Annotated in this window: 19 protein-coding genes and 1 tRNA gene; 10 read left to right on the top strand and 10 right to left on the bottom strand. The window is 63.0% G+C overall.

The window, feature by feature from the left end; translation table 11 throughout:
* The first annotated feature begins 25 nt into the window (after nt 1-25).
* Nucleotides 26-99 (top strand) — tRNA-Gly (locus tag Q7W82_RS18060).
* 229 nt (nt 100-328) lie between these two features.
* Here the strand turns inward: Q7W82_RS18060 and Q7W82_RS18055 are convergent.
* The gene (locus tag Q7W82_RS18055) at nt 329-1,288 is read right to left on the bottom strand and encodes a LysR family transcriptional regulator (protein ID WP_353949500.1); all 960 of its coding nucleotides are present in this window, start codon (nt 1,286-1,288) and stop codon (nt 329-331) included.
* Nucleotides 1,289-1,362: 74 nt separating this feature from the next.
* Between Q7W82_RS18055 and Q7W82_RS18050 the strand changes: the two genes are divergently transcribed.
* Nucleotides 1,363-1,986, top strand: coding sequence for an NAD(P)H-dependent oxidoreductase (locus Q7W82_RS18050; protein ID WP_242080567.1), 624 nt, complete (start codon nt 1,363-1,365; stop codon nt 1,984-1,986).
* A 65-nt stretch (nt 1,987-2,051) separates the two neighbouring features.
* Here Q7W82_RS18050 and Q7W82_RS18045 read toward each other — a convergent pair whose 3' ends face one another.
* Nucleotides 2,052-2,672 carry a histidine phosphatase family protein gene (locus Q7W82_RS18045; protein ID WP_242161011.1) on the bottom strand — a complete coding sequence of 207 codons (621 nt, stop codon included), beginning with the start codon at nt 2,670-2,672 and terminating at the stop codon, nt 2,052-2,054.
* A gap of 266 nt (nt 2,673-2,938) precedes the next feature.
* On the opposite strand from Q7W82_RS18045, the gene Q7W82_RS18040 reads away from it, so the two are divergent.
* Nucleotides 2,939-4,963: a phosphocholine-specific phospholipase C gene (locus tag Q7W82_RS18040; protein ID WP_242161012.1), complete on the top strand. Its 2,025-nt coding sequence runs from the start codon at nt 2,939-2,941 to the stop codon at nt 4,961-4,963.
* A gap of 261 nt (nt 4,964-5,224) precedes the next feature.
* On the opposite strand, the gene Q7W82_RS18035 is transcribed toward Q7W82_RS18040, so the two are convergent.
* On the bottom strand, nt 5,225-7,534 hold the full coding sequence (locus tag Q7W82_RS18035) for a TonB-dependent receptor (protein WP_242161013.1): 2,310 nt from the start codon (nt 7,532-7,534) through the stop codon (nt 5,225-5,227).
* 284 nt (nt 7,535-7,818) lie between these two features.
* Between Q7W82_RS18035 and rimK the strand changes: the two genes are divergently transcribed.
* From rimK to Q7W82_RS18015, 4 genes are all read left to right on the top strand, one after another.
* Nucleotides 7,819-8,712 carry a 30S ribosomal protein S6--L-glutamate ligase gene (gene rimK, locus Q7W82_RS18030; RefSeq protein WP_242161014.1) on the top strand — a complete coding sequence of 298 codons (894 nt, stop codon included), beginning with the start codon at nt 7,819-7,821 and terminating at the stop codon, nt 8,710-8,712.
* A gap of 259 nt (nt 8,713-8,971) precedes the next feature.
* Nucleotides 8,972-9,418 carry a hypothetical protein gene (locus Q7W82_RS18025; protein WP_242161015.1) on the top strand — a complete coding sequence of 149 codons (447 nt, stop codon included), beginning with the start codon at nt 8,972-8,974 and terminating at the stop codon, nt 9,416-9,418.
* Nucleotides 9,419-9,432: 14 nt separating this feature from the next.
* Complete coding sequence (locus tag Q7W82_RS18020; protein WP_010340533.1) at nt 9,433-10,110, top strand: response regulator transcription factor; 678 nt, start codon at nt 9,433-9,435, stop codon at nt 10,108-10,110.
* Complete coding sequence (locus Q7W82_RS18015) at nt 10,103-11,437, top strand: HAMP domain-containing sensor histidine kinase (RefSeq protein ID WP_242161016.1); 1,335 nt, start codon at nt 10,103-10,105, stop codon at nt 11,435-11,437. The genes Q7W82_RS18020 and Q7W82_RS18015 overlap by 8 nt, the downstream gene beginning before the upstream one ends.
* A 111-nt stretch (nt 11,438-11,548) precedes the next feature.
* Here Q7W82_RS18015 and coaE read toward each other — a convergent pair whose 3' ends face one another.
* Genes coaE through Q7W82_RS18000 form a run of 3 tightly spaced genes read right to left on the bottom strand, consistent with a single transcriptional unit; the run spans nt 11,549 to nt 14,315 of the window.
* Nucleotides 11,549-12,172 (bottom strand): dephospho-CoA kinase, encoded by a 624-nt coding sequence (gene coaE / locus Q7W82_RS18010; RefSeq protein WP_242161017.1) that lies wholly within the window; start codon nt 12,170-12,172, stop codon nt 11,549-11,551.
* 13 nt (nt 12,173-12,185) lie between these two features.
* Nucleotides 12,186-13,049 (bottom strand): A24 family peptidase, encoded by an 864-nt coding sequence (locus tag Q7W82_RS18005; protein ID WP_010342233.1) that lies wholly within the window; start codon nt 13,047-13,049, stop codon nt 12,186-12,188.
* A gap of 6 nt (nt 13,050-13,055) precedes the next feature.
* The gene (locus tag Q7W82_RS18000; RefSeq protein ID WP_242161061.1) at nt 13,056-14,315 is read right to left on the bottom strand and encodes a type II secretion system F family protein; all 1,260 of its coding nucleotides are present in this window, start codon (nt 14,313-14,315) and stop codon (nt 13,056-13,058) included.
* Nucleotides 14,316-14,679: 364 nt separating this feature from the next.
* Here Q7W82_RS18000 and Q7W82_RS17995 point away from each other — a divergent pair, with 364 nt between their 5' ends.
* From Q7W82_RS17995 to Q7W82_RS17985, 3 genes are all read left to right on the top strand, one after another.
* The gene (locus Q7W82_RS17995) at nt 14,680-15,072 is read left to right on the top strand and encodes a pilin (protein WP_017910395.1); all 393 of its coding nucleotides are present in this window, start codon (nt 14,680-14,682) and stop codon (nt 15,070-15,072) included.
* Nucleotides 15,073-15,157: 85 nt separating this feature from the next.
* Entirely contained in the window at nt 15,158-15,604 is a 447-nt protein-coding gene (locus Q7W82_RS17990) for a pilin (protein WP_311195437.1), read from the top strand.
* A 118-nt stretch (nt 15,605-15,722) separates the two neighbouring features.
* Nucleotides 15,723-17,468, top strand: coding sequence for a hypothetical protein (locus tag Q7W82_RS17985; protein WP_353949499.1), 1,746 nt, complete (start codon nt 15,723-15,725; stop codon nt 17,466-17,468).
* Nucleotides 17,469-17,517: 49 nt separating this feature from the next.
* Here the strand turns inward: Q7W82_RS17985 and Q7W82_RS17980 are convergent, their stop codons facing one another.
* From Q7W82_RS17980 to Q7W82_RS17965, 4 genes are read right to left on the bottom strand one after another with little or no spacing between them, the layout of a single operon-like run.
* A complete protein-coding gene (locus tag Q7W82_RS17980) occupies nt 17,518-18,723 on the bottom strand; it encodes a glycosyltransferase (RefSeq protein ID WP_353949498.1) in 1,206 nt (401 codons plus the stop codon).
* On the bottom strand, nt 18,720-19,670 hold the full coding sequence (locus Q7W82_RS17975) for a lysylphosphatidylglycerol synthase domain-containing protein (protein ID WP_242161020.1): 951 nt from the start codon (nt 19,668-19,670) through the stop codon (nt 18,720-18,722). Before Q7W82_RS17975 ends, Q7W82_RS17980 begins: the two co-directional genes overlap by 4 nt.
* Complete coding sequence (locus Q7W82_RS17970; RefSeq protein WP_242161021.1) at nt 19,667-20,455, bottom strand: class I SAM-dependent methyltransferase; 789 nt, start codon at nt 20,453-20,455, stop codon at nt 19,667-19,669. The genes Q7W82_RS17975 and Q7W82_RS17970 overlap by 4 nt, the downstream gene beginning before the upstream one ends.
* Before the next feature lie 19 nt (nt 20,456-20,474).
* Nucleotides 20,475-21,332 carry a glycosyltransferase family 2 protein gene (locus tag Q7W82_RS17965; RefSeq protein ID WP_242161022.1) on the bottom strand — a complete coding sequence of 286 codons (858 nt, stop codon included), beginning with the start codon at nt 21,330-21,332 and terminating at the stop codon, nt 20,475-20,477.
* Between the last annotated feature and the right edge of the window lie 89 nt (nt 21,333-21,421).

Here is a 21,421-nt window from a genome sequence, read left to right as displayed (position 1 = left end):
CCAACGCATAGACTGCACCGGCAACGCGGGCGTAGCTCAATGGTAGAGCTGTAGCTTCCCAAGCTACTGACGTGGGTTCGATTCCCATCGCCCGCTCCACGTCCTGCAAGCTTCCGGGACACTGTGCGCGCTCCGCAATCGCCGGACCGCTCCACAATCACGCTGTTGATGTCCCGCGACCTTTCCTGCTGTCGCGCCGCTGTGGTCGCCGTGTCCGTGTCCCGATAACGCCAACCTGCTGTGGCGACTGGGCTCGTGTCGTCCTTGCTCACCCTCTCCAGTCCCGGGCGATCCGGCGCATCTGGCGTCGGCCCGCATGCCGGCGACGCTATCGAGCGCGCTCCATGCCTTGGGACAGAGGGGCTCGTGGGCCTGGATGACCGGAGTCAATCCCTGCAAGCCGGCGCCACAACCAGTCCGCTGCGGGCCGAAGCACGGCGCCTTTGCGTTTCGCCACCGTGATTCGAAGCGTCTGGTCGGATTTCCAGGTCGCGGAGGCCAATTCGACGAGCCGTTCCGCCGCCAGGTCGTTGATCACCATGTGCTGTGGCATGCCTCCCCATCCCAGTCCGGCGAGCAACATGCCGTAGGCGGCGCCCAGGTCGTCGATGTGCCAGACATTGGGCGAATGGAAGGACATGTCCGTTCTGGACCTCGCCGCTGGATCGAGCAGGGCGATTTGCACATGGTCCTTCAGGTCTTCCGCTGCGACGGTCTTCGCGATCGCGGCCAAAGGATGATGTGCCGAGGCCACGGTAATGATCGGCACGGTGGCCACGGTCACCGCTTCCAGCTCCGGGTGAACCTCGGACGTCCCGTCCAACAAGCCGATGCTGGCCTGTCGGTCCAGCACCTTTTCCGCCGCCTCGCCTGCGTTGTGCATGAGCACGCTGGGCGAAACGGCTGGCCAGGCAGTGCTGAACGCGCGTAAGGCGCGGTAGAGGTCACACATCGGGAACAACGTGTCCACGGCCAGCCTGACTTCCGCCTCGGCGCCAGACGCCAGGTCTCTCGACAGCGCTTGGAACACATTCACCTCGTCGCAGATGCGACGCGCCCGCGTCAGGAGGGCACTGCCGGCGCTCGTGATCGCAGGGCGGTAGGCGCTTCGGTCAAAAAGCGTCACGCCAAGTTGCTCTTCCATGCGTTGAATGCTGTGGCTCACCAACGATTGCGCCTTGCCCAGTGCGCGTGCCGCAGCAGAAAAACTTCCGTGGTCGGCTGCCGCGATGAAAATGCGCAGTTGATCGAGCGAGAACGCATCTCCATCTGGAATCTTGATGGTCATCATCAGGTTGGCAGCAGTTTTTTAAGTTTTCGAGCTTCGTTAGCGTAGCGCATCTTTCCTGACGGAGTTTCTCGATGACGCGGCTTCTCGTTCTCAACAGCAGCATCAATGTGTCTGGCTCGATTTCCCGTGCAATGGTGCATGCCTACGTGCAAGCGCACCTGCTTGCTCATCCAGCGACCGTGGTGGTGCAGCGCGACCTGGTCAAGGAGCCACTGCCGGCGATGCAGCCGGAGATGCTTCCTCTGTATCTCGGCCGGCCGGAACAGGCGGACGACGCGGCCGCGGCGCTCTGCGATGCACTGATCCGCGAGGTGGAACAGGCCGACGTCATCGTCATGGGCTTGTCGATGTACAACTTTTCGTTGCCCGCCTCGGTCAAGGCATGGCTCGACTATGTGGTGTGTGCCGGCAAGACATTCCGTTACACGCCAGAGGGGCCACAAGGCCTTCTGCCAGCCGGGAAACAGGTGATCGCGCTGGTCGCCAGCGGAGGCATCTATTCGCACGGCGATGGCGCAAATTACGATTACCTGTTGCCCTACTTGAAAACCATCCTGTCCCTGATTGGTCTTTCTGACGTGCGAGCGGTGCGTGCGGAAGGCACGGCGCTCGGCGACGTGACGGCCATTCGAGAGAAGGCCATCGCGGAGGCTGCGGCGCTGGCGAAGCAGCTAGGACAAATGGGATCGTCGTGAATCGCGACCGCGATTGCCTGCACGGCAGTGCCTTCCAACGCCGAAAGCAAGGGCGTTGGATTGCACTAGACGCGAAGCCCCAGCGTGTGATGGGTTTCGTTGAGGCGATGCAGGGTGAAGTTGCCTTCCTCGATCGCGATTTCATTCACGCAGCACGGCTCCTGCTTGATACGCCAGTAGCGCGCCAACGGAAGCCCGAGGCATTGCAGGAGGAGCACCCGGTTGATGCTGTCGTGGCCGACCAGGACGACGGTCTGGCCACTATGATGATGCAGGATGTTGTGCAGCACCTTCATGGCGCGAACCAGCACGTCCGCCAGCGTTTCGCCTCCTGGAATGAGTGCGAGGTCGGGCATCGCAAACCAGGTGCGCGCGCTCTCGGGCCAGCGCGCGGTTACTTCGTCGTGCGTCAGCCCCTGCCACTGGCCGTAGTCGATGTCGGACAAGTCCTCCAGTATCTTGGCCGGCACGCCGGTCGTCTGCGCGATCGCAGCACCGGTCCGTACGCACCGCGACAGCGGGCTGGTGTAGATCGCGTCCGGTGCCCAGCTTTGCGCGACGCGCGTCGCGAGCGCTGCGGCCTGCAGCTCACCAAGCTTCGATAGCGGCAGTTCCGCGCGCCCGCGGAAGCGCTCGGGTGCAATCCAGTCGACATGCCCATGGCGGGCGAGGATCAGGGTGGTCATGTCGCCTTTCTCGCATTGTCTTGTCGAACCAATGCTGAGCGGCGAGGCGGTGCCATGTCCTCGATGCGCGGTGTCTGGTCGCTGGCGCGTCGCGACCGCCGGCTGTTCGACAGCCGCTGGCCAACTGTCAAACCCGCTTCATCGACCAGCGCTAGGCTGGCCGACGCCTGAGCGTTTGCTCGTTGCCGGTCCTGCTTCCCGTGGTCGAACACAGCCGTCGTCGTTTCCTCGCCCGCGCGTCCCTGGCCCTGGGGGCCGGCGCGGCCATGCCGCTGTTGCCCGGCGTCATCCGCAGTGCGCTGGCGGTGCCGCCGGCGCGGGTCACCGGTACGGTGCAGGACGTGCAGCACGTGGTGATCCTGATGCAGGAGAACCGGTCCTTCGATCATTACTTCGGCTGCCTGCGCGGAGTGCGCGGCTACGGCGATCCGCGGCCGTTGCGGCTGCCCAGCGGCAAGCCGGTCTGGTACCAGCCCGAGCGCAAGGGAAGCGATCGCTATGTGCTGCCGTTCCGGCTCAACAGCCAGACCAGCAGCGCGCAGTGGATGAAGGATCTCAACCACGACTGGAAGGGCTCGCACGAGACCTGGAAACACCACGACGCCTGGATCGCGCAGAAGAGCGCCATGAGCATGGGCCACTTCCAGCGCGAGGATCTGCCGTTCTACTACGCGCTGGCCGACGCCTTCACCCTCTGCGACGGCTACCACGCCTCGCTGTTCGGGCCGACCAACCCCAATCGCATGTACATGTTCACCGGCACCAGCGGGCTGAGCGTCGGCAACGACGGCGAGCAGGCGGTGAACAACCGCGACGACGGCAACTGGACCGCGGACATGGCGCGCGACAATCCGCGCTTCCCCGGCTACACCTGGAGCACTTACTCCGAGCGTCTGCAGGCGGCCGGCGTCAGCTGGCAGGTCTATCAGGAATTCGACAACTACGGCGACAACAGCCATCCGTACTTCGCCAACTTTCGCAAGCTGGACCGCGCCTCGCCGCTGTACCGCCGCGGCCGCGCCATCGTGCCGGGCTCCACCGCCGACAACGCCAAGGCCTCGCGCGGCGAACATCTGGTGGCGGCGTTCGCGCGCGACGTGCGCGCCGGCACGCTGCCGCAGGTGTCGTGGATCGTGGCGCCGTATCTGCTCAGCGAGCATCCCGAGGCGACGCCGGCCTATGGCGAATCCTTGAGCGCGCGCTTGCTGGAGGTGCTGGCGGCCTCGCCGGAGGTCTGGTCGAAGACGGTGTTCCTGATCAACTACGATGAGAACGACGGCTTCTTCGACCACGTGCCGCCGGCGCTGCCGGCGATCCGGCCGGAGCTGGGCGCCAGCAACGTGGACCTGCATGGCGAGGACTATCACGGCGTGCCGGTCGGCCTGGGGCCGCGGGTGCCGATGCTGGTGGTGTCGCCGTGGAGCCGCGGCGGCTGGGTGAACTCGCAGGTGTTCGACCACACCTCGGTGTTGCGCTTCCTGGAGCGCCGTTTCGGCGTGATGGAGCCGAACATCAATCCCTGGCGCCGCGCCGTTGCCGGCGATCTGACCTCCACGCTGGACTTCGTCGGCCACGATCCGGCGCCGGTGGCGTTGCCGGACACCCGCGACTACATCGCCCGCATCGACGCCACCGCGACGCTGCCGCCGCCGCAGCGTCCTGCGCAACAGGCGCTGCCGGTGCAGGAGCCTGGCCAGCGCCCGGCGCGGGCGTTGCCCTACGATTTCGACGTGCGGCTGCAGGTGCAGGCGGATGCGCGGGTGTTGCGCATGCGCAATCGCGGCGACGCTGGCGTGGCGCTCAATGCCTACGCCGACGGTGGCATGGCCGGGCCCTGGTTCTACACGCTCGCCGCCGACAGCGAGCTGCAGGATGCGCGCGCGTGGCGCGGCGATGCCGCCGATGCCGGCTACGCGGTGCGCGTGCACGGGCCCAACGGGTTCCTGCGCGAGTTCCATGGCGACGGGATCGGCGATGCCGGGCTGCAGGCGGAGGCCGACTACGATGCGGCCGCGCAGTGCCTGCTGCTGATGCTCGGCAATGCCGGCACGCAGCCGTGCACGCTGCGCGTGCACGACGGGTACCGCGGCGATGGCACCGAGCAGACGCTTACGCTGGCCGCAGGCGATCGCATCGTCCTTCGCCTGCCGCTGCAGGCGCAGCACCACTGGTACGACCTGACCATCGACAGCGCGACCCTGCCGCAATGGCGTCGGCGTCTGGCCGGACACATCGAAACCGGCCGCCCCAGCATGAGCGATCCGGCGATCGGCCGCACGGTCGGCGCGTAGCGGTCGCCGCCTTTCAGCGCGGGACGTGGTTGCTGGTGGCGGTGCCCGGTCGCGGCTGAAGCCGCTCCTACGGGTCATCCGGCTATCGTAGGAGCGGCTTCAGCCGCGACCGCTTCGCGCGCGTGTCACGGGATACACCAGTTCTGTTCCGCGCCGGCTCATCTACAGCACTCCGCACGTTTCAATGACCCCAAAAACAAACGCCGCCGCTGCAAGTGCAGCGGCGGCGCAGGGTGCCTTCCCTGGCGGTGTCGCCTCGGCTCAGAACTTGCCGCTGAAGGTGACGAAGAACTGGCGCGGCGCGCCGGCCATCAGCGTCTGGTTGTAGCCGTTGGGGTCGGAGACGACGTAGCCGTTGGTGCCGACGGTGGCGAAGTAGCGCTTGTCGAACAGGTTGGTGACGTTCGCGCTCAGCCCCAGGTTCTGGAACATGCCGACCTGGCCGAAGTCGTAGCCGGCGCTCAGGTCGAAGCGCCAGTAGCTGGGCACCGACGAGTCGTTGAGGTAGCTGATGTAGCGGCGGCCGGTGTACTTGCCGTCCAGCGAGGCGTGCCAGCCGGCGTTCTCGTAGGCCAGGCTGCTGGAGAACATCCACTCGGGGATGCCGACCACGCGCTTGCCGGAGGTCGCCACCACGCCGCCGTTGAGGTAGTCGTCCTGGTAGGTGGAGTCGTCGTAGGACAGCGAGTTCAGCCAGCGCAGTTGTTCGATCGGGCGCCAGATTACCGCCAGGTCGGCGCCCTGGCTGCGCACCGAGCCGACGTTGTTGAGCGTGGCCGAGCAGGTCTGGATCGCGCTGCACGGCGAGGTCACCAGCAGGCGGTCGTCGAAGGTGGTGTGGTACAGCGCCAGCGACGCTTCCACGCCGCCGCCGCGCACGCGGTAGCCCAGTTCGTAGGTCTGCGCGGTCTCCGGCTCCAGCGAGCCCTTGATCGCGTTGAACGCGGCCTGCGATTCCTGGAACGGGGTGAAGCCGAAGCCGGCCATGTTCTTGTTGTAGGAGGCGTAGACCTCCTGGTGCTCGTCGATCTTGAAGTTGGCGCCCACCTGCGGCAGCAGGTCGGAGTCGGCCTTGATCTCGCCGGCGGCGTTGGACGCGGACGGCACCTGCGACTGCGCGGTGGTGTCGACGATCAGCTTCTTGGCGCCGAAGTTCAGGGTCAGGCGCTCGTCCATCAGGCGCAGCGTGTCCTGCGCGTAGACCATGGTGGTGTCGGTGTCGTAGTGCTGGGCGAAACCACGCGCGAACAGGGTGCCGTTCTTGTTGAAGTAGTACAGATCGGTGAACGGGCCGTCGAGCAGGAAGTAGTTGCGCTCCTGCACGGTCTTGGCGTTCTGGTACCAGCCGCCGATCTCGATCTCGTTGCCGGCCACGGTGAAGTTCAGCGAGCCGGTGACGCCATGGCGGTTCAGGCGGTAGTCGGTGGTGCGCATCGACAGCGGCACGCTGGCCGAGGACGCCGCGTACGGCGTGGTCCACTGGCCTTCGCCGTTGTTGTCGTGGTAGTAGCCGGTCAGGTTCAGCGTGGCGCTGCCGCCGAGGTTGAACGTGCCGCTGAGCGCGGCCAGGTTGTCGCGGCGCAGGCCGGCGCCGGAGTAATAGGACGCATCGGCCTTGCCGTAGTCGGCGGGCAGGCCGTTGAGGCTGGCCGGGTAGCTGCCCTTGCCGTTGAGCGCGTTGGCGATCTGCACCGCGCTGTTCCAGTCCGGCATCAGGTAGTCCCAATCCCAGCCGAGGACCCGCTGCGAGGTCAGCGACAGGTCCATGATGTCGTATTCCTTGCGGTGCGAGCTGTCCAGGTACAGGCTGACCCGGTTGCCGTCGCCCCACTGGTATAGCGCCTTGGCGTTGGCCTGGTTGTACTCGTTGTTGCCGTAGCCCTTCCACTTGTCCATTTCGCCATGCACCAGCGAGGTGTACAGCGAGAAGCCGTGGATGTCGCCGGTGTCGCCGCGCAGGTAGGTGCGGCGGGTGCTGTCGGAACCGAGGGTCTGGCTGAAACGGATGCCGGCGTCGGCATCCGGATCGGCGGAGTAGTAACGCACGGTGCCGCCGAGGTTGCTGCTCGACGGCGTGCCCAGGCCGCCGGCGCCCTGCGCCAGTTCCACCGAGGCCACGTTCTCGGAAATGATCGCGCGGGTCACCTGCAGGCCGTCGCTGACGCTGTAGCTCATGTTGCCCAGCGGCACGCCGTCCAGGGTGAAGCCGAGCCGGCTCTGGTCGAAGCCGTGCAGGCTGATCGCGGTGGACCATTCGTAGGCGCCGAACGGGTCGGCCGACTGGAACTGCACGCCCGGCAGCTTGTCCAGCACCTTCAGCGCGCTGGTGCCGGGAGCGGCGATTCCGATGTCCTCACGGGTGATGCGCTGCACCTGGCGGGTGGTGCCGCTGGACACGACGGTGATCGCGTCGAGCATCGTGGCATCGTTGCCGCTCGCGCTGGCCGCCGCATCGGCGGTTGCGGTGGCGGCGGCCGGCGCGGTCTCGGCCAGCGCGGCGAAGGCCGGCAGGGCGGACGCAACGGCAAGCACCAGCGCGTGCGGGCGCAAGGATCTGGAAGTGGGGGTCATCGAAAGTCACCAATCATGAGGGGGAGACGTGCCGGACCTGCCGCGCGGGGCGCGGGCAGCCGGTATACCGGGCCTAGACGCGGCCCGCCCGCCACGATGCAACGGTTTTGTGAACGTTTCGGGGCGGTCCGATGTCGGCTGTGGGACAGCGCGCGGACCGTGGGTGATGGCGATCACCTCGCATACTCGGCCTTGCCGCGCCGGCGGCGGCTGCGACGACGCGCGGCATCGCAGTGCCGGTGACGCGACGTATGATGCCGGGCCTGCCACCGCCGCCGCCCTCGATGAAGCTCGCCATCCTGTCCCGCAACACCAAGCTGTACTCGACCCGGCGCCTGGTCGAGGCCGGCCGCGAACGCGGGCACACGGTGCGGGTGCTGGACCCGTTGCGCTGCTACATGCGCATCGCCGCCGGCGCCTTCACCATGCATTACAAGGGCAAGCCGATCACCGGCTACGACGCGGTGATCCCGCGCATCGGCAACTCGGTCACCCGCTACGGCACCGCGGTGCTGCGGCAACTGGAGATGATGGGCGTCTGTACGCCCAACCCCTCCGACGCCATCCTGCGCGCCCGTGACAAGTTGCGTGCACACCAGCTGCTGGCGGCCAAGGGCATCGACATGCCGATGACCGTGTTCGGCGACAACCCGGACGACACCGGCGACCTGCTGTCCATGCTCGGCCCGCCACCGCATGTGGTGAAGTTGAACGAAGGGACCCAGGGCACCGGGGTGATCCTGACCGAGAAGGCCAGCGCCTCGCGCGGCGTGGTGGAGGCACTGCGCGGGCTATATGCCAACTTCCTGGTGCAGGAATTCATCGGTGAGGCCGAGGGCGCCGACCTGCGTTGCTTCGTGGTCGGCAACCAGGTGGTGGCGGCGATGCGCCGCACCGCGCCGGAGGGCGACTTCCGCTCCAACCTGCACCTGGGCGGCACCGCCGAGCGCACCACGGCCAGCCGCGGCGAACAGGAGGTGGCGGTCCGCTCGGCCAAGGCGCTGGGCCTGGGCGTGGCCGGCGTCGACCTGATCCGCTCACGGCGTGGCCCGCTGGTGCTGGAGGTCAACTCCACCCCGGGCCTGGAAGGCATCGAGACGGTCTGCGGACTGGACATCGCCGGCAAGGTCATCGAACACCTCGAAGCTTGCCTGAAGCGAAAGAAATCAGCGGGTTAGCGGAATCTGTGGCTAAGGGTTCTGGCTTAACACCGGTTTAATTCCGCCCTGCGTAAGCTTCGTCGAACCGCAGCTCTGCCCTCCTCAGCAGGAACGGTAATCGGGATAGAACTTTTTCGGCCCAGGCAGCCCCGCTGCCTGGGTCTTTTTGTTGGCGAGCACCTACCTGACCCAGCCCGTCTACTGCTTGCGGCGGTGTTTGCGCGGGGGCTACATTGCCAGGCGCGTTCAACTGCGGGGGAAGGGGATGAAACGGTCGATGGCATTGGTGCTGGGCATGCTCCTGGCATGCACGGCGATGGCGGCGCCCAAAGGTGAGGCGCCCATGAACGTGAAGAAAGCGTTCGCGCAGCAACTCAGTACAATTCGGCAGCAATTGAACGATGGTAAGACCTATTCCGAAATCAATGCTGACGATCGCGGCAAGGTCGAAGCTGCATTGGCGCGAATGGCTGCGATACTCGACGCCCACCAGGACGTGGAGACCTTGAAGGAAGAGCAGAAGGTCGCATTGTTCAACGATCAGGAAACGGTGAATACGTTGCTGACCAAAGCGGCAGCGGACAGCCGGATGGTGTGCAGGCGCGAGGCCGTGACAGGCTCGCTGCGCACGACCACGCAATGCAGGACCGTGGCGGAACGCCGCCGCGACAACGAGGATGCGCAGGAACTGATGCGGCGCAATCCAACTGGCAAGTACGACTGACGGGGTAAATGTTGGTGCGAATTCTAGTGATCGAAGACAACAGCGACATCGCTGCCAATCTGGGCGACTACCTCGAGGATCGCGGCCACACCGTCGATTTCGCCGCCGATGGCGTCACTGGCCTGCACCTGGCGGTGGTGCACGAGTTCGATGCGATCGTGCTCGACCTCAACCTGCCGGGCATGGACGGCATCGAAGTCTGCCGCAAGCTGCGCAACGAGGCGCGCAAGCAGACCCCGGTGCTGATGCTGACGGCGCGCGACTCGCTGGACAACAAGCTTGCCGGATTCGATTCCGGCGCCGACGACTATCTGATCAAGCCGTTCGCGCTGCAGGAAGTGGAAGTGCGGCTCAACGCGCTGTCGCGTCGCGGCAAGGGCGTGCACACCCGGGTGCTGGAGACCGGCGACCTGGAATACAACCTGGATACGCTGGAGGTGCGCCGCCAGGGCAAGCTGCTGCAGCTCAATCCCACCGCGCTGAAGATCCTGCAGGCGCTGATGGAGGCCGCTCCGGCGGTGGTGACCCGGCAGGAGCTGGAGACCCGCGTGTGGGGCGAGGAATTGCCCGACTCCGATTCGCTGCGCGTGCATATCCACGGCCTGCGCGCGGTGGTGGACAAGCCGTTCGACGTGCCGATGATCCAGACCCGCCACGGCATCGGCTACCGCATCGCCGCGCCCGATGCCTGAAGCGCCGGTGTTGCCGCGGGTCGTGCGGCGGCGCGGGCGCTACCGCCGCCGTCTCCGCAGCCGCATCATCCTCTCGTTCGTGCTGTTGGGCTTCGGCTTGACCGCGCTGTTCGCGTTCGCCACCAACTGGGCGCGCGCGCGCGTGGAGAACCAGCTGGTCGAGGACGTGATGAACCGCAACCTGGAAGCGTCCTGGCGCAGCTACGTGGCCAGCGGTGGGCGCAACCTGGCGATCCCGGTCCAGCAGATGAAGGGCTTCGTCTACCGCCCCGACAAGCTGGATGGCCTGCGTCGCGATTTCCCGGAATGGGAGCGTCTGAGCGACGGCATCCACATGATGTCGGGTACCGACGCCGACGGCAAAGCGTTCGCCTACAAGGTCGGCGTCCGCAAAACCCCGGACGCGTGGTTCTTCATGGCCTACGACCTGACCCAGACCATGCAGGGCGAGGTCCAGCTCAAGCGCACCCTGATCCTGTCGGTGCTGGTGTTCAGTGCGTTGTCGCTGGTGATCGGCTGGTGGTCGGCGTCGCGGGTGATGCGGCCGGTGTCTGACCTGGCCGCGCGTCTGCGCGCCTATCGCGGCAGCAGCGATCCCAAGCCGTTGGCGCCGCACTTCCCCGACGACGAGGTCGGCCAGCTGGCCGAGGCGCTGGACGACTACTCGGCGCGCCTCACCGAAGTGGTGCAGCGCGACCGCGAGTTCAACGCCGACGTCAGCCATGAGCTGCGCACGCCGTTGGCAGTGATTCGCGGCGCCACCGAGCTGCTGCTGACCCGGCCCAATCTCGACGAGAAGGTGCTGCAGCGCCTGCAGCGCATCCAGCGTGCCGAACAGCAGTGCAGCGACCTGATCGGGTCGCTGCTGCTGCTGTCGCGCAACGAGCGCGGGCAGGGCCACAGCAACGTCGCCAAGGTCGCCGAGCAGTTGATCGAATCGCATCGCGCGCAGTTGGGCGGCAAGCCGCTGCAACTGCTGCTGGAAGGCGAGCGCAACCTGACCATCGATGCACCGGAAGCGGCGTTGTCGGTGGCGCTGGGCAATCTGATCGGCAATGCGGTCAAGTACACCCAGGAAGGGCAGGTAGTGGTGCGGGTGCTGAGCGATGCGGTGCAGGTGATCGACTCCGGCCCGGGCCTGAGCGAGGAGGACGCGGCCAAGCTGTTCCAGCGCGGCTACCGCGGCACCCATGCCGGTCATTCCCAGGGCGGCGGCATCGGTCTGTCGATCGTCAGTCGGCTCTGCGACCTCTACGGCTGGCAGGTCAACGTGCGTCCGGGCGCGACCAAGGGCGTGGTGGCGACGCTGTGGTTCAAGCCGGCTTGAGGCTGGCGGCAGGCCGTCCTCTCCCCGCGGTAGGAGCGGCTTCAGCCGCGACCAGGCTATTCCAGTCAGTGCGGGTCGCTTCTGATCCTTGATGGCGGAATAAACGCTTTTCTACAGCGAAGACTTTGCTGTGGCCAGGTCGCGGTACTGCCGATCCAGCCGATCCACCGCTTCCTGCAGTTCGGCGGCGGCGCCGTCGTTGACCACCACGTCGTCGGCAATGGCCAGGCGCGCGGCGCGGGTCGCTTGCGCCGCCAGCATGCGTTGCGCCAGGTCGGCGGTGATGCCGTCGCGCTGCATCAGGCGCGCATGCTGCAGCGCCTCGGGGGCGTCGATCACCAGGATCCGGTCGAGCCAGGGATAGGCGGCGCGTGCGCCGACCTCGGTCAGCAGGGGAATGGCCGCGATCGCATACGGTCCTGCGGCCTCGCGGCACTGTTCCTGCAGTAACTTGCGGATGGCGGGATGGGTGATCGCTTCCAGGTCGCGGCGCGCCGTCGCGTCCTCGAAGATGCGCTGGCGCAAGGTGGCGCGGTCGAGCCGCCCATCGTCCTGCAGGATCTGCGGCCCGAAGCGCGCCACGATCTGCGCCAGCGCCGGATGGCCCGGCGCGACGACTGCGCGAGCGGCGAGGTCGGCATCGGCGACGACGACACCCTTGGCCTCGAAGCGGCGGCTCAGTTCGCTCTTGCCGGAGGCCACGCCTCCGGTCAGGCCGACGACGAAATCAGTCAAGCCGCAGGCTCCGTCAGCGCAGTCCCGACCAGCGCATGTAGGTCTCCACGATCTCCGTGCCCCAGAAGAAGGTGATCCAGCCGGCGATCGCCAGGTAGGGGCCGAACGGGATCGGCGTGGCGCGGTCGCGGCCCTTGGCCGCCAGCCACAGCGAACCCAGGATCGCACCGACCAGCGACGAGATCAGGATGGTGGGCAGGATGCCCTTCAGGCCGCACCACGCGCCGATCGCGGCCAGCAGCTTGAAATCGCCATGGCCCATGCCTTCCTTGCCGGTGATCTGCTTGAACAGCCACCACACCGACCACAGCGAGAAATAGCCGACCGCCGCGCCGAGCAGAGCGGGTTTGGCCGGCATGTACAGGTTGTCCATGCTGCCGATCAGGCCGAGCCACATCAGTGGCAGCGTCAACTGGTCCGGCAGCAGACGGGTACGCAGGTCGATGCCGGACAGCGCCACCAGGAAACAGCTGAACACGATCGCGCCGAAACCCTGCCAGCCGAAGCCGAAGCGCCACACGCTGGCGACCACCAGCAGGCTGGTGAGCAGTTCCACCAGCGGGTATTGCGGCGAAATCGGCGCATGGCAGTAGCGGCATTTGCCGCGCAGCGCCAGCCAGCTGAACAGCGGGATGTTCTCGAACCAGGCCAGCTTGTGCTTGCAGTGCGGGCAGTGCGACGGCTCCACCACGATGCCGGGCGGCGGCGGATCGTAGATGTCCGGCAGCTCCAGGATCTCGCGCGAATCGCGCTTCCACTGCCACTCCATGCGCTTGGGCATGCGCAGGATCACCACGTTGAGGAAGCTGCCCACCAGCAGGCCAAGTCCGGCCGCGGCCGGGAAGCCGAGGCCGGGGTGTTGATCGAGAAATGCCATTAATGCTTATCCAACGACGGAGGCCAGCTTGAAGATCGGCAGGTACATGCCGATGACCATGCCGCCGACGATGGTGCCGATGAACACCATGATCAAGGGCTCGATCAGGCTGCTCAAGGCATCGACCGCATTGTTCACTTCCTGCTCGAAGTACTCGGCCACCTTGAACAGCATCGCATCCAGCGCACCGGCTTCTTCGCCGATCGCGGTCATCTGGATGACCATGTGCGGGAACAGATTTGTCTGCTTCATCGCCACGTTGACTGGGTAGCCGACCGCCACGTCGTCGCGCATGCGCAGCACGGCAGTTTCGTAGACGCTGTTGCCGGTGGCGCCAGCGACGATGTCCAGTGCCTCCACCAGCGGCACGCCGGCGCGGAAGGTGACTGCAAGAGTGCGCGAGAAACGCGCCACCGAGCTGTTGTGCATGATCTGGCCGATAATCGGCACCTTGAGCACCAATCGGTCCATCCCATGCTGCATCGCAGGCGAACGTTTGTAGGCGAAGATGAAGCCGCCGATGGTGCCGATCAGCAGGAGCAACAGCATCCACCAATACGACACCATGAAGCGCGATGCCGCGACGATCATCTGGGTGAAGGCTGGCAGTTCCGCGCCGAAGCCCTTGAACACGTCTTCAAATTGCGGGACGACCCAGACCAGCAGGATCGAGGTAACGATCAGGGCAACCGCCATTACCATGGCCGGGTAGAACAAGGCCTTCTTGATCTTGCCCTTCAGTGCCTCGATGTTCTCCTTATAAGTCGCAACCGTCTCCAGCACCGTCTCGAGCACGCCGGCGCCTTCGCCGGCCTTGACCAGATTGCGGTACAGCTCGTCGAACTGCACCGGATGCTTGCTGACCGCCTCGTAGAGCGAGGAGCCGCCCTCGATGTCGGTGCGGATCTGGTCGACCATCTTCTTCATGCGCGGGTTCTTGTGCCCGCTGGCGATGATTTCCAGCGAACCCACGATCGGGACGCCTGACTTCATCATCGTCGCCATTTGGCGACTGAAGAAGGCGATGTCCTTCGGGGTGATCTTTTTGCCCGCCGCGCCGAACAGCGGCTTGGGTTTGGGTTTGACCACCGACGGGGTGATGCCCTGGCGGCGCAGTTCTGCGCGCAACAGATTGGCGTTCTTGGCGATCTGCTCGCCCTTCATCTTGATGCCGCGCTTGTCGGTGCCCTCCCAGACGAAGGGCAACTGTTGGCTGGTATTGCGCGCGACCGGCTCTTTCTTGACTGCGCTGCGAGTTGCGGACATCAGGTCGTCTCCCCCGTCCGGCCATCCCCGGGCGGACATGCCAAGCATGGTATCGGTTTCCTGGGCGTCTGACACCCGTAGGGGCCGCGTCGGCAAGGTTCCCTGTCCATCGATGTGACCTCCAGCGTCACTTTTTGCCAAAATTCGACAGATGGCCCATTCTGTCGCAAATCTCCGATTTATCTGCCTCTTGCCTTGCCTGCTAGGGCATGATGCGCCACGAGGCATGGAGCAGGGCGGCGTCAGAAGTTGGCACGCCGTCTGCTTCTATCACCTCGCACGTGGCGCTTCGCCGCGGCGCTCGGGGAGTAGGATCCGCGGGCGAGTGCCTACCACCACCTCATTCCATCTCTAGGGGTTCACAATGAAGAAGCAGCAGGGCTTTACCCTGATCGAACTGATGATCGTGGTCGCGATCATCGCCATCCTGGCCGCCATCGCGCTGCCGATGTATCAGGACTATGTCGCCAAGTCGCAGGCCACCGCCGGTCTGGCGGAAATCACCCCGGGCAAGACCCAGTTCGAGGTGAAGAAGAACGAGGGCAGCACCCTCAGCACGCCGGCTCAGATCGGTTTGGCCTCGAGCACGACCCGTTGCAGCATCGCTGTGACCGATACCACGATTGCCTGTACTCTGAAGGGCAATGCGGCCAAGATCGCTGGCAAGAACGTTACTCTGACCCGTACTGCCAGCACCGGTACCTGGGCTTGCAGCTCGTCGGTCGACGCCAAGTACAAGCCGACCGGCTGCAGCTGATTCGCGTCTGCTGTACAAAAAAAGCCCCGGACATCGGGGCTTTTTTTTTCGCTGCGGTTCTAGTGATGACTGGTGACGGCCACCTATGAGCGTACTGGGGGAGAGTATGCAGCGACGTACGGTGCATGGTTTTACATTGATAGAGTTGATGGTTGTTGTGGCCATCATTGCAGTCCTGTCCGCCATCGCGTTGCCTATTTACATGGACTATTTGGCAAAAGCACAGGCGGTTGCCGCTTTGCGCGAAATTACAATTGGGAAAGCTGCGTACGAATCGCTGGTCGCGAGGGGCGCTGGAGTGGATGAATATAGCGCCCAGGGGGTGAGTCTTCAGGCGAGCAGCGTGCGCTGCAACGCGATCACGGTAAGTGCACCTGCAGACGGGATAACGCGCGCTATCGTGTGCAAGATGAATGGCGGGTCTGATATTCAGGATAAGGAAATGCGTTGGGACCGCTCGGCGGAAGGCGGGTGGATATGCAGTAGTTCGGCGCGGCAGAAATATATTCCGGTGGAATGCAAGGCTGACTGAGTGGATTCTCTATTTTGATTCGGGCCAAACGATGAAGCGCCTGTACTTCTTGTCCATGCTGAGCTTGGCCGCCATCTTGGCATGTGTTGTGTTTCTGCCAGGGCTGTCGGGAGGGTTCTTGTTCGACGATTACCAGGCGGTCGTCGAAAACAAATCCATCATGCTCAAGGCCGTGACGCTCCATGGATTGTGGGAGGCTGCGCATGCCTATGGAGGCCCAATCGGGCGGCCCGTCGCTACCTTGAGTCTTGCGCTCGGCTATTGGATGCACGGTATGGATCCCGGTGCCTACAAGGAAGGGAATCTATTACTTCACGCTATCAATATCGTGCTGGTGGGATTGCTCCTTCGACGCCTCGTCGCGCTCGCGTGGCCGACCGAGTCAAGTCGGAATCAAGCGGTCGCCAGTATTTTGGTGGCGTTTTCCTGGGGCTTGCACCCCTTGCAGGTCTCCGCGGTTCTTTATGTTGTGCAAAGAATGGAGTTGCTGGGGAACCTCTTTCTTCTTTTATCTCTGATCGCATATGTTTCAGCGCGCACCCGCCAGGTGGCAGGGGAGCGCGGCGGTGTTATGTTTATGCTGTGTTCTGTGTTTCTTGTGTTTGGGATTTTATCGAAAGAAAATGCCGCTCAGATGCCGGTCTACGCTTTTGTCATCGAATTGGCTCTGATGCGGTTTGATGCACAGAATTACCGTCTGAGAAAGATCATAAGGGGCGCCTATGGTTCGATTTTCGCTGTGGGTGCTGTGGTTTTCTTTGGTTTCCTGTTGCCACGCATTTCCGGGCAGTTCGCGATGCGCGATTTCACCATGTGGGAACGGGTGATGACGCAATTTCGTGTTCTTCCCGAATATATCTATTGGATGGTCTGGCCTTCTCCCGGGAACTTGACTTTCTATCACGACGACGTTGCTCCTTCGCACGGCATCTTTCAGCCTCCTACGACGTTTATCGGGTTGGTGTTCTTGGGTGGTGTGGTCTTGGTCGGCGTTCTGGCGCGTCGAAAGATGCCGTTGGTGAGTTTGGGTGTAGGTTTTTTTTTCGCGTCGCATCTCATAACCAGCGCGCCTTTGGCGTTGGAGCTCGTGTTTGAGCATCGAAACTATCTTGCACTGCTTGGGCCATTGTTGGTGGCGGCAGAGTTGGTGCGTTGTCTGATCAGCAGCCGCAAGCAGACTGTCGCAGTCGTGCTTGTTGGCGCGTGCATCGTCGGACTTGCGTTTGCCACCTTCTTGCGGAGCTCGGTGTGGGGAAATCCGGCGCTTTTTGCGAACTCTGCGGTGATCGACAACAAGAATTCCTCGCGTGCGTCATATGAGCTGGCCAGTATCTATATGGAGCGCTCTGGCGGTGAAGTCGATTCCGTCAACTACACGTTGGCCATGGCGGAACTGGCGAGAGCATCTGCCCTGCCTCGGTCCTCACCATTGCCTGAGCAGGCCATGATATTGATCAATGCGAAGGCTGGCAGACCAGTTAATCCAGAGTGGCAAGCCAGGATTGTGCAGAAATTCGAGACAAGGCCACTGGGGCCGCAGGAATTCAGTGCCTTCTATGCATTGCATAGTGAGCGCATGGATGGGACACCGGTATCAGATCAACTTTTGAAGACGATAAGCGAGATTTATGTGCGCAGGCAGCCAGGCCTTCTGGATGCTCACTTGTTGTATGCCGATTACGCGGGTCGCGTCCTGCACGATCCCCGCCTTGCATCGAGAGAGTACTGCGCCGCTGTTCGGATAAAAAAAGATCTTGCTTACGACGAGCATCTCATCGCATCGCTTGTCGAGCAAGGACGTGTCGAAGAGGCGAGACTTCTAGCCCCATGTATCGCCAGGGAAAATGCCCTGGTCACACAGTAAAGGCGGGCGATAACCTGGCTGTTAACGTGGCTAAAGAATCGGCCTTTTGCTATACGTTGGTGTGTGCCTGGGATTGCATCAAGTCCTGCCAACGCAGGGCGATTTGCGATGGTCCGAGATGCTTTAGGTAGTACATTCGGCCTGCGTCCGCCAATGAAGAGCGCAGTGTCACATCGGCGGCCAGCGTTTTCAGGCCTGCGACGATCTCTTCCGGTGTGTCCGATGTGAAAAGCGCGGGAATAGGGGGGGCGGAATCGGGTAAGCCATGATCTCGTTGCGTGATAATGGGCTTGCCGGCGGCTAGCGCGATGTAGATTTTAAAGGGGAGTACGCGGGCGGACTTCCCCTGTCCACCAAAGACGCCGAGACAAATGTCTGAATTCTCGATCAGTCGCATCAGCTTTTCAGTTGACAGCCATTCGCGTATCCACGTGACGTTTGGATTTTGGATCAGATAGGGTTGTGCTTCGGATGCGGCTTGCCCGTCCCCGATCAGTACGAATTCTATGTCGTTACGGTCGCGCAGTAAGGCGATCGTCTGTGCGATCTTGGTCGTGCCCTGCAGCGGGACGAACGTGCCGAAAAAGATGACCCGGGTAGCGTGAGGTGCTGTCTGTGGCCTGACGACGGTGCTGGACGTGGATATCTCGTCCATGGCGAGCGGGAGCGCATGGATGCGTGTGCGGTCTACGCCGAACGTCGCTGCGATATGGTCGGCATTCTTGTTGGTGTCAACAATGAGTCCGTTGGCGCATCTCAGGGCGCGTGATTCGAACCGAAGCACCAGGTTCGACAGCCGACCTCCTGCTTTTCCGCCCAGTCCGCGATCCTGGTAAAGCGTGTCCCATATGGTGATGTAGGCATCACATAGGCATGACGGCCGCAGGCGCTTCGGTACCCATGAGAGCATCCATAGTAGGAATGCTCCCGGATAGGGAATGTAGACCAGGTCATTGCGCCGCGTACCCAGCAAGATCTTGATAGCCGATGTCACGTTCAGAATCGCGAGTCTACCTAGGGCGATGGCTGCTCGCCAGGGTGGAAGTCGCGTCAGTTTCCACAGATGAAAGTCTTCCGGGAGCCAATGGCATAAGTCAACGATGTCTATGCCGGCTTTTCTAAGAATGCGTAGTGTGTTCCATGCATTGGGATAGCCGCTGCCACGAAGCGCGACGCCGCCGACAACAAGTCTCTGCCGAGTATTGCCGGTGCCAGATGACGCGGCGCCTTCGTTTGAGGTGCCGGAAGATTTCACTGGAAGCGGTTCTCCTTGCGGGCGGAACAATGTGTGGCCAGGGATAGCAGGAAGACAAGGAGGTCTCCCAATATGCTGGCAACCCTGGTCAGGAGTACAAGCAAAAGAATCTTTTCATGATTGTGCTGGCTCTCCAGGATCAACAGCATGATACCTTCGCGTGCGCCGAGTCCTGCTGGCGCGCCGGGAGCAAGGAAACCAAGGGTCCAGGAAAGCGCGAAGGCTGCGGTCGCCATGGCAAGGTCAACATCCGCTCCCAGAGTCTGGGACAACAGCCATATTCCGATTCCGACGGCAAGAAAGTTGACGGCGTAGGCTGACAGAGCGGTCAAGGCAGCGGTTGGCCCTGGGAGGCCTCCCATCCTTCCAAGCATTCTGATTATCAGCCGATTGCTTCGCTCAAGCGATGATGCTGGAAGGTCGAGACAAAGCAGGGCTGCGCCTAGAAAGGCCGCACATGTCAGCGCGTAGAGAGTCCGGATATGGCCATGTGAGTCCAGTGCCTGCACCCCGCTCGGCGATATCGCCAGCGCAGCACTGCCCACGCACAGGCTCGCTGCCACGGTAAGAAGTGCTTCTTGGCCGGCACTTGCAACATAGCCCTTGGTGGTCACGCCTGCCCTCATGGCCAATACGGCGCGCGAGGCGTGTTGAGCGATATTGCCGGGCACGTACTTGGCCAGCTGCGTCAAGCCGATGATTCTGGTGAGCAGAACTGCTGGATATGTTTGGCTTTGTCTTGCCAGTAACTGCTTCCATGCAAAGCCTGTCAGTGGGTAGATCAGGCAATAGCAGATGGTGGCGGCAAGGACGCCACTGACGACTTCCTGGTTTGATAGGGCTTGGCCGATTTCCCGAATGTCAAGATTTGCTGTCGCAAACCACAGCACATACAGTGCCAGCGCCACCGCCAGCAGCCTCGATGTCCAGCGCCATAGGGATTTCATCGCTTCCTGGCGGCGACCAGATAGCCGCTGCCCCAGTCCGTATTACGCGCAAGCGACTGCATCGCCACTGCTGCGCGCAAGCCGAGGCGGCCGGGCACTGACGCAATTAGCGTAGCCAGGCGTGAATAATCGCGCCGATCGATTCCGCTGGCATGGGTGGCTGCCAGTTTTGACAGATTGCCGCGCTCCTCGATCATTCTCCGATACCTAAACTCCCCAGCCCATTCAGTCAGGTTTGCAGCAGGGAAGCCGTAGCACTCGAAATGCACGCAATCGAGGTCCTGCGCTTCGAGCAGTCGCATGAGGCCGTCGCGATCGTACCTGCGCCAATGACCTGCCCATTCATCGCCGGCGCCCCAGCGCTGTGGATGCGCTGGTACAGACAAGACCATGGTGCCGCCAGGTGCGAGCCAGCGTTTCCATTCTTCTATGGCCGCACCATCGTGCTCAATGTGTTCAAGTACGTCGAAAGCGCAGACGACGACGAATTTTTCGCTCCAGTTCTCGTTGGCGACTTCTTCTATCGTATGTCGCCCTTGGTCGAGTTCGGCAAGGGTTCTCGCCATCGCAAGTGCTGATTCTGAATTCTCCAATCCAGTCGTCTGAAACCCAAGTCGGTCGAAGTCGCATAGCAGAGCGCCGGCCCCGCATCCCACCTCGAGCAGGTTTCCTCGCGGCAGGTGCTTTGCGATCTCAAGGACCCTCGCTCTCCGAAGCAAATAGCGGATGGGTGGGGTCCATCCCGCTTCCGGGGCGAAAATGCCAAGCGAGGTCGAATAGCTCATGGCTGCTTTTTTGTGGGCATCAATGATCGCGGCGGTAGGTTAAGTTGGTAATTTGCTCTGAGATCAGGCCGATCAGAAAAACGATCACGGCGGCACTGAACAATAGTGTGCTCATATTGGTGAAGCGGTGCATCGTCGCGAATGTGTAGCCGTAGTAGGCCAGTCCTGTGATGAAAAACGCAATGGAGACAGGAACGAACAATTTCAGCGGCGAGTACAGCGTTGCGATCTTGAAAATGATGAGCAGAAAACGGATGCCGTCTTTCAGTGGGCGGATATGGCTTGCGGTTCCGACGCGCTTTGCTACCGGAATAGGAACATACGCAACGGGATAGGCACTTCGGAAGAAGGCCATGGTGCTTGTGGTGGGATAGCTGAAGCCATTGGGGAGGAGGTGCAGGAACTCTCGAAATCGTTCCGCGCGGACGGCGCGAAAGCCGGAGGTGAGATCCTTGACGTGGAAGCCTGTCATGCGACTCGCCAGCCAGTTGTAAAAACGGTTGGCGAAGCCGCGGTGAATACTGGCCTGTCCGCTACGGTCACGTGCCCCAACGACCATGTCGTAGCCCGCATCGAGCATCGCCAGGAGCTTTGGGATGTCCTGAGGGTCGTGCTGTCCGTCCGCATCCATGAATACCAGGATGTCGCCGCTTGCTGCGCGAGCGCCACGTTTGATTGCGGCGCCATTGCCCATTGAATAGGGGCTGCCGAGTACACGCACCCCATGATCTCGAGCGACCTGCGCAGTTGCGTCGGTGGAACCGTCATCGACGACGATGATCTCTGCCCCTGGCAGGCAGTCGCGCAGCTTTGGCAGGGTGCGCGCCAAGCCCGCGACCTCGTTCTTCGCCGGCAGGATAATGCTGATTCTGTCCACTGATCGTTCCCGTTTCCCCACGCCCTATGTTAGTCCTAGTCGCCGCGGGATTCATGTCACCCGAAGCGGTGGCGGTAGATGCATCTTGC

It is taken from the genome of Xanthomonas indica (assembly GCF_040529045.1).
GTDB classification, from domain to species: domain Bacteria; phylum Pseudomonadota; class Gammaproteobacteria; order Xanthomonadales; family Xanthomonadaceae; genus Xanthomonas_A; species Xanthomonas_A indica.
Note: the sequence above shows the minus strand (reverse complement) of the source record. Positions and strands in the feature narration are given on the sequence as shown.

Coding starts and splice junctions, on each gene's coding strand:
- Q7W82_RS18040 (WP_242161012.1), top strand. CDS start 2,939: ATGCCGCTGTTGCCCGGCGTCATCCGCAGTGCGCTGGCGGTGCCGCCG.
- Q7W82_RS18050 (WP_242080567.1), top strand. CDS start 1,363: ATGACGCGGCTTCTCGTTCTCAACAGCAGCATCAATGTGTCTGGCTCG.
- Q7W82_RS18025 (WP_242161015.1), top strand. CDS start 8,972: ATGGCATTGGTGCTGGGCATGCTCCTGGCATGCACGGCGATGGCGGCG.
- Q7W82_RS17990 (WP_311195437.1), top strand. CDS start 15,158: ATGAGCGTACTGGGGGAGAGTATGCAGCGACGTACGGTGCATGGTTTT.
- rimK (WP_242161014.1), top strand. CDS start 7,819: ATGAAGCTCGCCATCCTGTCCCGCAACACCAAGCTGTACTCGACCCGG.
- Q7W82_RS18000 (WP_242161061.1), bottom strand. CDS start 14,315: ATGTCCGCAACTCGCAGCGCAGTCAAGAAAGAGCCGGTCGCGCGCAAT.
- Q7W82_RS18055 (WP_353949500.1), bottom strand. CDS start 1,288: ATGACCATCAAGATTCCAGATGGAGATGCGTTCTCGCTCGATCAACTG.
- Q7W82_RS18005 (WP_010342233.1), bottom strand. CDS start 13,049: ATGGCATTTCTCGATCAACACCCCGGCCTCGGCTTCCCGGCCGCGGCC.
- Q7W82_RS18015 (WP_242161016.1), top strand. CDS start 10,103: ATGCCTGAAGCGCCGGTGTTGCCGCGGGTCGTGCGGCGGCGCGGGCGC.
- Q7W82_RS18035 (WP_242161013.1), bottom strand. CDS start 7,534: ATGACCCCCACTTCCAGATCCTTGCGCCCGCACGCGCTGGTGCTTGCC.
- Q7W82_RS17970 (WP_242161021.1), bottom strand. CDS start 20,455: ATGAGCTATTCGACCTCGCTTGGCATTTTCGCCCCGGAAGCGGGATGG.
- Q7W82_RS18045 (WP_242161011.1), bottom strand. CDS start 2,672: ATGACCACCCTGATCCTCGCCCGCCATGGGCATGTCGACTGGATTGCA.
- Q7W82_RS17975 (WP_242161020.1), bottom strand. CDS start 19,670: ATGAAATCCCTATGGCGCTGGACATCGAGGCTGCTGGCGGTGGCGCTG.
- Q7W82_RS17995 (WP_017910395.1), top strand. CDS start 14,680: ATGAAGAAGCAGCAGGGCTTTACCCTGATCGAACTGATGATCGTGGTC.